Genomic DNA, 13,727 nt, shown 5'->3' on the forward strand with positions numbered 1-13,727 from the left:
TGCCGAGTGGGCCACAGAACGCGGTTTGTGGTCAAGGGCATTGGCCGGTGGGGATGTGCAAGTTCGGTGTGCGGGGCTGTGGTTGTGGGGGATATGGCGATGCCCGGCCGGTTTGCGGTCCGGCCGGGCAGGGGTGGTGCGGGGGTGTCGGGGGTCAGGCTGATTCGGCCTTGGGCGCGTCACGCAGGAGGCAGGTGAGCCGGGCGGTGCAGACGCGCTTGTCGTGTTCGTCGGTGATGACGATCTCGTACGTGGCGGTGGTGCGGCCGCGGTGCACGGGGGTCGCGACGCCGGTGACGAGGCCGCTCCGTGCCCCTCGGTGATGGGTGCAGTTCAGGTCGACGCCCACGGCGAGCTTGGCGGGGCCGCCGTGGAGCATGGTGCCGACGGAGCCGAGGGTCTCGGCGAGGACGGCGGAGGCGCCGCCGTGCAGGAGTCCGTAGGGCTGGGTGTTGCCCTCGACGGGCATGGTGCCGACGACGCGGTCCGCGGAGGCCTCGGTGATCCGGACGCCCATGCGCTCGCCGAGGTGGCCGGCGGAGAAGAGGGCGGGCAGGTCGACGCCGAGCGCGGCGTACTCGTCGATGATCTCCTGGGGGAACTTGGGTGCGGTGTGCTCGCCCATGGTCCGGCTCCGTCTCTCTGCGGTGGTGCGCTGACGCGTGTGATGTCCGTTGTTCATATCAGACGGCTGAGCGGGCGCTTAGGTTTTGTCGTCGGGATCACGCCGGGCCGGGATGCCGGCCGGCGTCCTCGAAGCGGATCACCACGGACTTGCTGGCGGGGGTGTTGCTGGTGTCGGCGGTGGAGCCGAGGGGGACCAGGACGTTGGTCTCGGGGTAGTAGGCGGCCGCGCAGCCCCGGGCGGTGGGGTAGTGGACGACGCGGAAGCCGGGGGCGCGCCGTTCCGTTCCGTCCTTCCACTCGCTGACCAGGTCGGCGTAGGCACCGTCGGCGAGGCCGAGGGCGGCGGCGTCGTCGGGGTTGACGAGGACGACGCGGCGGCCGCCCTTGATGCCGCGGTAGCGGTCGTCGAGGCCGTAGATGGTGGTGTTGTACTGGTCGTGGGAGCGCAGCGTCTGCAACAGGAGCCGCCCTTCGGGGAGTTCGGGGAACTCGACGGGTGCCGCGGTGAAGTTGGCCCGGCCGGTGGCGGTGGGGAAGCGGCGGGAGTCGCGGGGGCCGTGCGGGAGGGCGAACCCGCCGGGGTGGGCGACGCGCGCGTTGAAGTTCTCGAAGCCGGGGACGACGCGGGAGATGCGGTCGCGGATCGTCGCGTAGTCCTTCTCGAACTCCTCCCAGGGGGTGGTGGAGCCGGGTCCGAGTACGGCACGGGCGAGGCGGGCGACGATGGCGGGCTCGGAGAGCAGGTGGGGGCTCGCGGGGGCGAGGTTGCCGCGGGAGGCGTGCACCATGCTCATGGAGTCCTCGACGGTGACGAACTGCTTGCCGCCGGCCTGGACGTCCTTGTCGGTGCGGCCCAGCGTGGGCAGGATCAGGGCCCGGGTGCCGGTGACGGCGTGGGAGCGGTTGACCTTGGTGGAGACGTGCACGGTGAGGCGGGCGCCGCGCATGGCGGCCTCGGTGACGTCGGTGTCGGGGGTGGCGGCGACGAAGTTGCCGCCCATGGCGAAGAAGACCTTGGCGTCGCCGTCGCGCAGTGCCTCGATGGAGCGGACCACGTCGTAGCCGTGGTGGCGCGGCGAGGTGATGCCGAACTCCTTGTCGAGGGCGTCGAGGAACGCGGGCGCGGGCCGCTCGAAGATGCCCATGGTGCGGTCGCCCTGGACGTTGGAGTGGCCGCGTACGGGGCAGACGCCGGCGCCGGTCCGGCCGATGTTGCCGCGCAGCAGGAGGAAGTTGACGACTTCGCGAATGGTCGGCACGGAGTGCTTGTGCTGGGTGAGACCCATGGCCCAGCACACGATGGTGCGCTTCGAGGCGAGGACCATCGCGAGGGCCTCTTCGATGGCGGAGCGGTCGAGGCCGGTGGCGGCGAGGGTCTCGTCCCAGTCGGCTTCGGCGGCCGCCGCGGCGAACGCCTCGTAGCCGTGGGTGTGTTCGGCGACGAAGGTCTCGTCGACGGCGCCCTCGGTCTCCAGGATCAGCTTGTTGAGGAGCCGGAAGAGGGCCTGGTCGCCGCCGATGCGGATCTGGAGGAAGAGGTCGTTGAGGGCCGCGCCCTTGATCATGCCGAGCGGGGTCTGCGGGTTCTTGAACCGTTCGAGTCCGGCCTCTGGCAGCGGGTTCACCGAAATGATCTTCGCGCCGCCGGACTTGGCCTTCTCCAGGGCGGAGAGCATCCGGGGGTGGTTGGTGCCGGGGTTCTGTCCGGCGACGATGATCAGGTCGGCGTGGTGCAGGTCCTCCAGGGAGACGGAGCCCTTGCCGACGCCGATGGTCTCCGTCAGCGCCGAGCCGGAGGACTCGTGGCACATGTTGGAGCAGTCGGGGAGGTTGTTGGTGCCGAATTCGCGGGCGAACAGCTGGAGCAGGAACGCGGCCTCGTTGCTGGTGCGCCCGGAGGTGTAGAAGAGGGCCTCGTCGGGGGAGGCGAGCGCACCGAGCTCCTCGGCGATGATCGCGAAGGCGCGCTCCCAGGTCACGGCCTGGTACCGGTCGGCCCCCTCGGGCAGATACACGGGCTGTGTGATGCGGCCCTGCTGGCCGAGCCAGTAGCCGCTGCGGGTGGCCAGGTCGGCGACCGGGTGGGCGGCGAAGAAGTCCGGGGTGACGCGGCGCAGCGTCGCCTCCTCGGCGACGGCCTTGGCGCCGTTCTCGCAGAATTCGGCCGTGTGCCGCTTGTCGCCCTCGGGCCAGGCGCAGCCGGGGCAGTCGAAGCCGTTCTTCTGGTTGACCTTGAGGAGGGTCTGCGCGGTGCGGCGCACCCCCATCTGCTGCTGGGCGATGCGCAGGCTGTGGGCGACGGCGGGCAGCCCGGCGGCGGAGTGCGGGGCCGGTTCGACCTGCGGTGCGTCCTGGACCGGGTCACCTGCGGGCGGCTTCGTGGCCATCGTGTTCCCCTTTGAGCCGGCTGCGGACCGGGCGGGGTCCGCTGTGCGTGTTTCCTGGTCCTCCGATCCTGGCACGCGGCGCCGTGCGGCGGCCCGGCGAGCGGCCTCGGGCCGCCGCCGGTCCGGGATTGTCAGTGGTACGTGGCAGGATCGGGGGCGTGGCTGAGACGGCATCGAAGAAGACGGCAGACAACCGACCGCGCCTGCTCCTGATGGACGGGCACTCCCTGGCGTACCGGGCGTTCTTTGCGCTGCCTGCGGAGAATTTCACGACCGGGGCGGGGCAGCCGACGAACGCCGTGTACGGCTTCGCGTCCATGCTGGCGAACACGTTGCGTGACGAGGCCCCGACGCATTTCGCGGTGGCGTTCGACGTGTCCCGCAAGACCTGGCGCTCGGAGGAGTTCCCCGAGTACAAGGCGAACCGGTCGAAGACCCCGGACGAGTTCAAGGGGCAGGTCGAGCTGATCGGGGAGCTGCTCGACGCGATGCACGCCGACCGGTTCGCGGTCGACGGTTTCGAGGCGGACGACGTGATCGCCACGCTGGCCACCCAGGCGGAGGCGGCCGGTTTTGAAGTGCTGATCGTCACCGGCGACCGGGACTCGTTCCAGCTGATCACGGACAACGTCACGGTGCTGTACCCGACGAAGGGTGTCTCGGAGCTGACGCGCTTCACCCCGGCGAAGGTCGAGGAGAAGTACGGGCTCACCCCGCGGCAGTACCCGGACTTCGCGGCGCTGCGCGGTGACCCGTCGGACAATCTTCCGGGCATTCCCGGCGTCGGCGAGAAGACGGCCGCGAAGTGGATCAACCAGTTCGGTTCGTTCGACGACCTGGTGGCGCGGGCCGAGGAGGTCAAGGGCAAGGCCGGGCAGAATTTCCGAGACCACCTGGACGCGGTGCGGCTGAACCGGCGGCTGACCGAGATGGTCCGTGACGTGGCGCTGCCGAAGACCCCGGCCGACCTGGAGCGTGCTCCTTACGACCGCACGGCGGTCACCGGGGTCCTGGATGTCCTGGAGATCCGCAACCCGAGCCTGCGCGAGCGGCTGCTGGCCGTGGACCCGGGCGCCGTCGAGGACGAGGCCCCGGCACCCGCCGCGGGCATCGAGCTGGACGGTTCGGTGCTGGGCGCGGGCGAGGTCGCCCCGTGGCTGGCCGAGCACGGCGGGCAGCCGCTCGGCGTCGCCACGGTCGACACCTGGGCGCTCGGCAGCGGCACGGTCACCGAGATCGCGCTCGCCGCGGCCGGCGGGGCCGCCGCCTGGTTCGACCCCGCGCAGCTCGACGAGGCCGACGAGCAGGCGTTCGCGGCCTGGATCGCGGATGCCGGCCGGCCGAAGGTCATGCACAACGCGAAGAGCGCCATGCGGGTCTTCCCGGAGCACGGCTGGCGGATCGACGGCGTCTCGATGGACACCGCGCTCGCCGCCTACCTGGTCAAGCCCGGCCGGCGTTCCTTCGCGCTGGACGCGCTGGCCGTGGAGTACCTGGGGCGGGAGCTGGCCCCGGCCGCCTCCTCCGACGGGCAGCTGGCCTTCGGCGCGGACGACCAGGCGGAGGCCGACGCCCTGATGACGCAGGCCCGCGCGGTCCTGGATCTCGGGGAAGCGTTCACGACGCGGCTCAAGGAGGTCGGCGCCGCCGAACTGCTCCACGACATGGAGCTGCCGACGTCCATCCTGCTGGCCCGCCTGGAGCGGCACGGCATCGCGGCCGACCGGTCCCATCTGGAGGGCATGGAGGAGCAGTTCGCGGGCGCCGTGCAGCAGGCGGTGAAGGAGGCGCACGCCGCGGTGGGCCGGGAGTTCAACCTCGGTTCGCCCAAGCAGCTCCAGGAAGTGCTGTTCGGTGAGCTGGGCCTGCCGAAGACGAAGAAGACGAAGACCGGTTTCACCACGGATGCCGACGCCCTGGCGTGGCTGGCCGCACAGACCGAGCACGAGCTGCCGGTCATCATGCTGCGCCACCGCGAGCAGGCGAAGCTCCGGGTGACGGTCGAGGGCCTGGTCAAGACGATCGCGGCGGACGGCCGCATCCACACCACGTTCAACCAGACGGTGGCGGCGACGGGCCGGCTCTCCTCGACCGACCCCAACCTGCAGAACATCCCCGTCCGCACGGACGAGGGCCGGGCGATCCGTCGCGGGTTCGTCGTCGGCGAGGGCTTCGAGTCGCTGATGACGGCGGACTACAGCCAGATCGAACTGCGGGTGATGGCCCACCTCTCCGAGGACGCGGGCCTGATCGAGGCGTTCACCTCCGGCGAGGACCTGCACACCACCGTCGCCTCGCAGGTGTTCGGCGTCGAGAAGTCCGCGGTCGACCCGGAGATGCGGCGCAAGATCAAGGCCATGAGCTACGGGCTGGCCTACGGCCTCTCCGCGTTCGGCCTCTCCCAGCAGCTGAACATCGAGGCGGGCGAGGCCCGCGGTCTGATGGACACCTACTTCGAGCGGTTCGGCGGGGTCCGTGACTATCTGCACCGGGTGGTGGAGGAGGCCCGTGCCACCGGCTACACGGAGACGGTCTTCGGCCGCCGCCGCTACCTGCCGGACCTGAACAGCGACAACCGCCAGCGCCGGGAGACGGCCGAGCGGATGGCGCTCAACGCACCGATCCAGGGCACGGCGGCGGACATCGTCAAGGTCGCGATGCTCCACGTCGACCGGGCCCTCACGGAGGCGAAGCTGGAGTCGCGGATGCTGCTCCAGGTGCACGACGAAATCGTGCTGGAGATCGCCGCGGGGGAGCGCGAGCAGGTGGAGCGCATCCTGCGCCACGAGATGTCGACGGCGGTGCGGCTGCGCGCGCCGCTGGACGTGTCGGTGGGCGTGGGCAGGGACTGGGAGTCCGCCGCGCACTGACAGGCAGGGTCAGGTGTATTGCCCTCAGCCGCCGGACGGGCCCGCGTTCCGGGCGCTTCCGGCGGCTGAGGGCGACGGCGTGCCGGTGCCGCCGCGGCCCGGGAGCCGCATCCACACCCCGTACAGCACCAGCCCCACCGCCAGTCCGGCGCCCGCGCCGAAGCACGCGGTGGGGATGATGTCGAGCGGTGTGTCGATGTGCCCGAAGTACGCGTACCAGCGAACGCACCGGTGAACGACGCCCAGCAGCACGCACAGGCCGATGCCGCCGACCGCGTACCACCGCGCCCGGCGGCCGAGCACCGTTACGGACGCCGGGGCCGGCCGTTCACCGGTGCGCCGCAGCGCGGACACGGTGAACCAGGTGAGCACGGTCAGCGCAAAGGCCGAAGTGCCGTACTGCACCAGCTGGAACACCGGGTATCCGCCCACGTCCCGGCCGAGCACCGGCACCAGCCGCACCCCCCACCGGCCGTGGTGGGTGAACGCGTCCCAGACGACATGCGTACCGGCCCCGATGACCGCCGACGCCACGAACCAGGCACCGTCCCGGACATCCCGCGGCCCCCGCCCCGGCGCCCGGCGGGCTCCCCGCACCAGCGCGTACACCCGCCCCTGGCGGTTCCGCGGCAGCAGTGCCACCAGCGGTTCGCGCAGCAGCAGCCACAGCGCGACGGTCGCCGCCGTGATGAGGACATCCACCGTGAACACGCCCCACACCGCATGAGTGACCCGCCCGAACTCCATGGCGCCGGGAATGGCGGTGTCCGCGAAGTATGTGATGTCGGGGGCGAACGAACCGGCGACGAGGGCCGAGGCGACCAGGGGGCCGCGCCCCGTTCCGTCGCGCTGGAGCCCCGGCAGGACGGCTGCGGCATGGCTGAGGGTGAACGGCATGGTGAAAGTATGTGTGAGCTGCCGTCACCGAAGCGCCGCCCGCTGTACACCCTGTGATCCGGAACGTGAGAAACCGGTGAGAAGCGGTAAGGCCGCTGTGTTCGGGCGGCACAAGTTGCCGTAGGGTCGCCTGAGTCCAGGCGCAGGGGAGCGCGGACAGCCGACGACGGGGAGGGCCACACGTTATGGCAGCGCAATTCGGTCGCCGACTGCGCAGAGGGGCGACCACCACTGCTGTGGCCGCCGCCGCTGTCGCGGCACTTTCCGCCTCGCAGGCCCCCGGTTCGCCCCTGGTCGCGGCCGAGGGCGACCAGCCGGCCGCGGGCGCGGCGTCCTCGGACGACAGCGCGGCCTCCGGCAACTCGCCCTACTTCACGGACCTGCCGCCGCTGAACACGCCCAACAAGCCCGGTACCTCCGTCGATCTGCCGGTGACGGGCAGTGCGGAATCGGGCATACCGGCGTCGATCCTGGCGGCGTACAAGAAGACGCAGCAGACCGTCGCGGGCACGGACGCCGCCTGCCGGCTGCCGTGGCAGCTCCTCGCCGCGATCGGCAAGGTCGAGTCCGGCCAGGCCCGCGGCGGACGCGTCGACGCGCAGGGCACCACGCTCTCCCCGATCCTCGGCCCGGCCCTCAACGGCCAGGGCTTTGCCCTGATCAAGGACACCGACAACGGTGCCTACGACGGGGACTCGACGCACGACCGCGCGGTCGGCCCGATGCAGTTCATCCCGTCCACCTGGGAGACCTGGGGCCAGGACGGCAACGGCGACGGCCGCAAGGACCCCAACAACATCTACGACGCGGCGCTCGCCGCCGGACGCTACCTCTGCGCCGGCTCCCGCGACCTGTCGCTCGCCGCGGACCTGGACCGGGCGGTCCTGAGCTACAACCACTCGGACGAGTACCTGCGTACCGTCCGCTCCTGGTTCGAGTACTACAAGCGCGGCACCCACGAGGTCCCGGACGGCAGCGGCGTCCTCCCGGCCGACCTCGGCAGCGGTACGGGCCAGGGCAGCACCGGCTCCACCACGTCACCGTCCCCGTCGACCTCGCCGTCACCTTCGCCCTCGCCCTCCCCGCACGGTTCGCCGTCCCCGAAGCCCCCGTCGAAGCCGAGCCCCACCCCGACGGATCCGGGCGGCCCGGCCGGCAAGCCGTCGTACCCGCCGCCGACTCCCGACCCCACGCCGTCCCAGACCCTCGCCGGGCTGCGGAACGCGGGCAGCGGCACCCTGACCGCCACCGCGGGCGACGCCTTCGCCGAGCGGATCAAGGTACGGGCGCACAACGGCTTCGGCGGCCCGTTCGCCAAGGCGTCGGTGACCTTCACCATCGTCGGTGACACGGATGCCGCGTTCGACCACGGCTTCCGCAGTGTCACCCTGGACACCGGCGCCGACGGCACGGCCACCGCGCCGCTGCTGAAGGCGGGCGAGAAGACGGGCAAGTTCACCGTGCGCGCGACGGCCACCGGCACCTCGCTGCCCGCCGTCACCTACTCCGCGACGGTCACCGCCCGGCAGGCCGACGCGATCGACAGGACCGGCACCACCAAGCTGACCGCCAAGGCCGGCGCCACCTTCGCCGACGTCGAGGTCAAGGCGACGTACAAGGACGCGGCCGCCCACGGCGTCGCCGTCACCGCCACCATGATCACCGACGACGAGAAGCCGGTCGAGAACGACAAGGGCCCGTACTTCAAGGACAAGGCCGGCAAGCCGGTCCGCACCCTCACGGACCTGAGCACCGACGCCGACGGCAAGCTCGTCCTCCCGGAGATCCACGCCGACGACACGGCGGGCACGTACAAGCTGCGCCTCACCACCGAGGGCGGCGCCACCGTCGTCATCGAGCTCACGGTCGAGGCCGCTGCCTGACCGAACAGCGCCCCGGAACAGCCCCTTTGCCGACACCCGGCCAAGGGGCTGTTCTACGTGTTCTCATCTCGCGCCCCGGTTGCTACGGTGCCCCAGCCCTGACGACCCATCAGTTACACGCTTCCGGGAGGCCGAGCATGCGTGCCCTCGTCGCCGCCGCCATCGGACTGGCCGCCGCCCTCGCCCTCGTGCTCACCATCAGCGCGGTGGGCGCACCACCCGGCGAGACCTCGCCCAAACCCCTGCTGACCACCGTCCCGGGCCCCAAGAACTAGCCGTCCGCACCGCACAACGCCGTCCGCACCGCACTATGCCGTCCGCACCACGGAATGCAGAGGGAGGACACCCCATGCGCCGCCGAGCCAGCCTCGTACTCCTGGCCTTCGCCGTCTTCTTCGCCGCGCTCTCGCCACTGCTGCGCTGGTACGCCTTCCCGCGGCTGGCGAAGATCCCACCGAACCAGTACCAGGAGACGGTGCTGGAGGCGAAGCCCGCGACCCTGCTCGACTACAACACCCTCACGGCCAAGAAGGTCGACAAACTCACCATCGTGCAGACCCTCAAGGGCAACGTGGAGGAGTCGGAGAAGATCGAACGCAGCGCCGGCCGCGACGTCGTCGTCTGGGACACCCTCTCCTACGTCCAGGGCCCGGACGGCAAGATGGTCTCCAAGATCCCCGAGCGCTACATCTTCGACGCGCACAGCCAGGCCCCGGTCCACGCCACCGGTGAAATGGTCGACGGCGACCAGGTCAGCCGCGAGGGCATCGAGTTCAAGTGGCCCTTCCTCACCGAGAAGCGCGACTACGAGTACTTCGACGCCCAGACCCGCACCAGCTCACCGATCCACTACAAGGGCACCCAGACCTTCCGTGGCCTGAAGGTCTACTACTTCGAGCAGACCGTCCCGTGGACCAAGGTCCCCATGCCGAAGACGATGCCCATCGAGGGGATCACCCCGGAGCAGATCGCCAAGACCGGAATGACCCGCTGGTACACCACCAAGCGGATGTTCTGGGTCGACCCCGTCACCGGGGCGCCGGTCAACGGCGAGGAGATCCACCGGGAGGAGATGCGGAACGCGAAGGCGATGGGGATGCCCAAGGACACCGTCACCGTGTTCGCCGGGCACGTGAAGATGCGCGAGGACTACATCGCCTCGATCGTCGACCAGGTCAAGTCCCAGCGCGTGCTGGTCCTGCTGCTGACCTCGTACCTGCCCTGGGGCTTCCTCTTCCTCGGCGCCGCGCTCCTGGCCCTCTCGCTCTGGCTGGAGGCCCGCTCCCGGCGGCCGGGCACACCGAGGCCGCACACCGCGCCGGAACCCGTCCCCGACCCGGAACCTACTCCCGCTTGAGCCGGGCCTTCGTGAACCGGGTCGCCTCCACCGTCGTCGGGTCCTCGGGCCACGGGTGCTTCGGATAGCGGCCGCGCAGCTCCGCGCGCACCGCCTTGTAGCCCTCCCGCCAGAACGACGCGAGATCGGCTGTCACCGCCGCCGGGCGGCCGGCCGGGGAGAGCAGATGCACCAGGACCGGAACCCCGGCCACCCGCGGGGTCTCCTGGAGGCCGAACAGCTCCTGGAGCTTCACCGCGAGCACCGGCTGCGCCCCGCCGTACTCCACCCTGATCCGGGAACCGCTCGGCACCTCGATCCGTTCCGGGGCCAGCTCGTCCAGCCGGGCCCCCTCACCGGTCGCCCACGGCAGGAGCCGGCGCAGCGCCTGTCCGGCGTCGATCCCGGCGAGCGCGGAGCGGCGCCGGGCCCGCGACAGCTCGGGCTCCAGCCACTCCCCGGTACGGCTCAGCAGCGCCTCGTCCGACACGTCCGGCCAGGGCTCGCCCAGCTCCCGGTGCAGGAACGCCAGCCGCTCCCGGAGCTGTCCGGTGTCCCGGGTCCAGCGCAGCAGGCCGAGCCCCTCCCGCCGCAGGCCCTCCACCAGGGCCTCGCGGACCAGGGCGGGGTCCGGCTGCTTCAGCGGGCGCGCCGCCAGCTCGATGGCGCCGAGGCGCTCCACCCGGCGGGCCACCACGTCGTTGCCGTCCCAGCGGACCTCCTCGCCCGCGAAGCGCAGATGCCCGGCGGCCTGCCGCGCCGTGTCCTCGTCGATCACCGCGGCGAGCCGGACCCGCGCGGACGCCGACTGGGCCGGACGGTCCGCGACCGCGACCGCCAGCCACGCCGCACTGCGCAGCCGTGAGCCGTCCCGCAGCTCCGCCCCCGTGCCGGACGCCATCAGGAACGCGCCCTCGCCCCTCGCCCGCGCCACCCGCTCCGGGAAGGCCAGGGCCGCCACCAGGCCGACGGCGGCATCGTCCGGGCCGGCGGATCGGTCACCGCCGCCTGTTGTGCCCTTGGACGCGGAGGACAGCCGCCGCACCTCCTGGCGCCAGCGGGCCGCGTAGGAGTCCTTGCCCTGGCGCGCGGTGCGCAGCGCGGCCGCCAGGTCGTCCCCGTACTCCCTGGGCGGTTCCTCGCTCAGCAGCGCCACCACCTCCGCGGCCCGGCGCCCGCCGACCGAGACCGCCCCGTCCAGCAGTGCCCTGGCCAGCCGGGGATGCAGTCCCAGCCGCGACATCCTTACGCCCCGCTCGGTCACCCGCCCGTCCGGGCCCACCGCGCCGACGGCCGTCAGCACCTCGTGGGCGGCGGCCATCGCACCGGCCGGGGGAGCGTCGAGCAGCGCGAGTCCGGTGGCCTCCGGATCGCCCCAGCAGGCCGCCTGGAGGGCGAACGCGGCCAGGTCGGCCACCTTGATCTCGGGGGAGGGGAACCGTGCGAGCCGCCCGTCCTCCGCCTGCTCCCAGCAGCGGTAGACCGTCCCGGGCGCCTCGCGGCCGGCCCGGCCCGCCCGCTGGCGGCCCGACGCCTGCGAGGCCCGTACCGTCGTCAGCGCGCTCAGGCCGCGGGCGTGATCGGTGCGCGGTTCCCTGGCCAGCCCCGAGTCGACGACGGTCCGCACCCCCGGCACGGTCAGCGACGACTCCGCCACCGAGGTCGCCAGTACCACCCGCCGCCCCTGTGACGAACCGGCCAGCACCGCGTCCTGCACCGCGGCGGGGGCCCGCCCGTGCACCTGGAGCACCTCGGCGGCGACGCCCGACAACTGCCCCGCCACCCGGCCGATCTCGCCGACCCCGGGCAGGAAGCACAGCACGTCGCCGTCCCGCTCGGCCAGCGCCCGCCGCACCACGGCGGCGACATGGGTCAGCAGCGCGGGATCGACCCGCATCCCGTGCGGCGGCTTCACCGGCCGGACCGGCGGCGCCCACACGACCTCCACCGGGTACGAGACGCCCTGCGCCTCGACCACCGGTGCGTCGCCGAGCAGCCGCGCCCAGCCCTGCGCGTCCGTCGTCGCCGACGCGGCGACCAGCCGCAGATCGGGCCGGATCGCCGCCCGTACGTCGAGGAGGAACGCGGCCACCGTGTCCGCGTCCAGATGGCGCTCGTGGCACTCGTCGATGATCACCGCATCGATTCCGGACAGCTCCTGGTCGCGCTGGAGCCGCTGGAGCAGCACCCCGGTGGTGACCACCTCCACCACGGTGTCCGGCCCCACCACCCGCTCCCCGCGCACGGTGAACCCGACCCGCTCGCCGGCCCGCTCCCCGAGCAGCCAGGCCATCCGCCGCGCGGCCGCGCGGGCCGCGATCCGCCGGGGTTCCGCGACCACCACCCGGCGGGGCGGTCCGTCGCCGGTCAGCCCGGCCAGGACCAGGGGGACGAGGGTGGTCTTGCCGGTGCCGGGGGGTGCGCACAGCACGGCGACGCCGCGGTCGTCGAGGGCCCGCCGCAGGGCGGGAACGGCGGTGCGGACGGGCAGTCGGTCCAGGGCCTCGGTGCGGATCACGCCCCCAGTCTCGTACGGACCGCCGCCGCGTCCGGCACCGGCCGGTGCCTCAGTCCCGAACGCAGACGAAGATCGCGGTTCCCGGGATCAGCCTGCCGCGCAGCGGCGACCAGCCGCCCCACTCCTGGCTGTTCCAGGCGGGCCACTCCGGCTCCACCAGGTCGACCAGGCGGAATCCGCCCGCCACCACGTCCCGTACCCGGTCACCCAGCGTCCGGTGGTGCTCGACGTACACCGCGTCGCCGTTCTCGTTCTGCTCGACATAGGGGGTGCGGTCGAAGTAGGAGGCGGCGACGGACAGGCCCTCCGGCCCCGGTTCGTCGGGGAACGCCCAGCGGACCGGATGCGTGACGGAGAAGATCCAGCGGCCGCCGGGGCGCAGCACCCGGTGCACCTCGCGGAACACCTGGACCGGGTCCGCGACGAACGGCACCGCGCCGTAGGCGGAGCAGGCCAGGTCGAAGCTGCCGTCGCGGAAGGGCAGCACCCCGGCGTCGGCCTGGACCAGGGGGATGCCGTCGCCGATCCGCAGCGCGTGCTGGAGCTGGCGGTGCGAGAGGTCGAGGGCGACCGGGCGGGCGCCCTGGGCGGCCAGCCAGCGCGAGCACTGCGCCGCGCCCGCCCCGATCTCCAGGACGTCCAGACCCTCCAGGTCGTCGAGCGGGCCCAGCAGCCCGGCCTCCATCTCGTCGATGCCCTCCGGGCCCCAGACGAACCTGTCGTCGCCGAGGAAGGTCCCGTGCTCGGTCTGGTACTCGTCGGCGTTGCGGTCCCACCAGCCGCGGCTGGCCCGGCTGCTCTCGGCCTCGTCCGCGGTGCGGCGTGTCGCCTCGGGTTCTGCCGGGTGGATCTCTTGGCTCATCGTGCCCGTCGCTGTAGTTTGCCTTCACCCCGTGATACGCGGTACGTACCAAGGGGCATCTGTGAGTACGGAACCCGTGTGTCCGGGACATCAGCGGGGCCGATGTGGCCTCGGTGAACACGAGTTGTGCCGGGTATAGGGCGTTCCGCCCCCGGTGTGCGCCTTCGCGCATTGACCGTGCCCTGCTGCCCCCGTATGCTACAAGTTGCGCTGCGAGCCTGCGCGCCTCAGACCTAGCAGGCCGCGCTCGCATCTGTTGTATGTCCCCTCGGTTCACGAGGCGCCTCCCGTTCGCGGGATCGGGCGCTTCCCAGGCTGTCCGGCTTCTGCAGAGGCGATACGGGCTC

The 13,727-nt window shown here is 72.1% G+C and carries 9 protein-coding genes; 4 read left to right on the plus strand and 5 right to left on the minus strand.

Annotation, left to right across the window (positions count from 1 at the left end; all coding sequences use genetic code 11):
• Positions 1 to 154: 154 nt before the first annotated feature.
• Together ACIQM0_RS08165 and ACIQM0_RS08170 are read right to left on the minus strand one after the other, a co-directional pair.
• The gene (locus ACIQM0_RS08165) at positions 155 to 625 is read right to left on the minus strand and encodes a hotdog fold thioesterase (protein WP_362953760.1); all 471 of its coding nucleotides are present in this window, start codon (positions 623 to 625) and stop codon (positions 155 to 157) included.
• Positions 626 to 722: 97 nt separating this feature from the next.
• A complete protein-coding gene (locus ACIQM0_RS08170) occupies positions 723 to 3,014 on the minus strand; it encodes an FdhF/YdeP family oxidoreductase (RefSeq protein WP_401284546.1) in 2,292 nt (763 codons plus the stop codon).
• A 158-nt stretch (positions 3,015 to 3,172) separates the two neighbouring features.
• Here ACIQM0_RS08170 and polA point away from each other — a divergent pair, with 158 nt between their 5' ends.
• Positions 3,173 to 5,884, plus strand: coding sequence for a DNA polymerase I (gene polA, locus ACIQM0_RS08175; protein ID WP_401284547.1), 2,712 nt, complete (start codon positions 3,173 to 3,175; stop codon positions 5,882 to 5,884).
• Between the two features lie 24 nt (positions 5,885 to 5,908).
• Here the strand turns inward: polA and ACIQM0_RS08180 are convergent, their stop codons facing one another.
• Positions 5,909 to 6,781, minus strand: coding sequence for a DUF4184 family protein (locus tag ACIQM0_RS08180; RefSeq protein WP_401284550.1), 873 nt, complete (start codon positions 6,779 to 6,781; stop codon positions 5,909 to 5,911).
• Positions 6,782 to 6,966: 185 nt separating this feature from the next.
• On the opposite strand from ACIQM0_RS08180, the gene ACIQM0_RS08185 reads away from it, so the two are divergent.
• From ACIQM0_RS08185 to ACIQM0_RS08195, 3 genes are all read left to right on the plus strand, one after another.
• Positions 6,967 to 8,664, plus strand: a complete 1,698-nt coding sequence (locus ACIQM0_RS08185; RefSeq protein WP_401284552.1) for a lytic murein transglycosylase — start codon at positions 6,967 to 6,969, stop codon at positions 8,662 to 8,664.
• Between the two features lie 137 nt (positions 8,665 to 8,801).
• Complete coding sequence (locus ACIQM0_RS08190; protein WP_123469382.1) at positions 8,802 to 8,939, plus strand: SPW_0924 family protein; 138 nt, start codon at positions 8,802 to 8,804, stop codon at positions 8,937 to 8,939.
• Between the two features lie 74 nt (positions 8,940 to 9,013).
• The gene (locus ACIQM0_RS08195) at positions 9,014 to 10,021 is read left to right on the plus strand and encodes a DUF3068 domain-containing protein (RefSeq protein WP_401284555.1); all 1,008 of its coding nucleotides are present in this window, start codon (positions 9,014 to 9,016) and stop codon (positions 10,019 to 10,021) included.
• Here ACIQM0_RS08195 and hrpB read toward each other — a convergent pair.
• Positions 10,008 to 12,518: an ATP-dependent helicase HrpB gene (gene hrpB / locus ACIQM0_RS08200; protein ID WP_401284557.1), complete on the minus strand. Its 2,511-nt coding sequence runs from the start codon at positions 12,516 to 12,518 to the stop codon at positions 10,008 to 10,010. The two genes, ACIQM0_RS08195 and hrpB, sit on opposite strands and share 14 nt — an antisense overlap.
• 49 nt (positions 12,519 to 12,567) lie before the next feature.
• Entirely contained in the window at positions 12,568 to 13,380 is an 813-nt protein-coding gene (locus tag ACIQM0_RS08205) for a class I SAM-dependent methyltransferase (protein ID WP_401284559.1), read from the minus strand.
• Positions 13,381 to 13,727 lie beyond the last annotated feature (347 nt).

It is taken from the genome of Streptomyces sp. NPDC091387 (assembly GCF_044756945.1).
GTDB lineage: Bacteria > Actinomycetota > Actinomycetes > Streptomycetales > Streptomycetaceae > Streptomyces.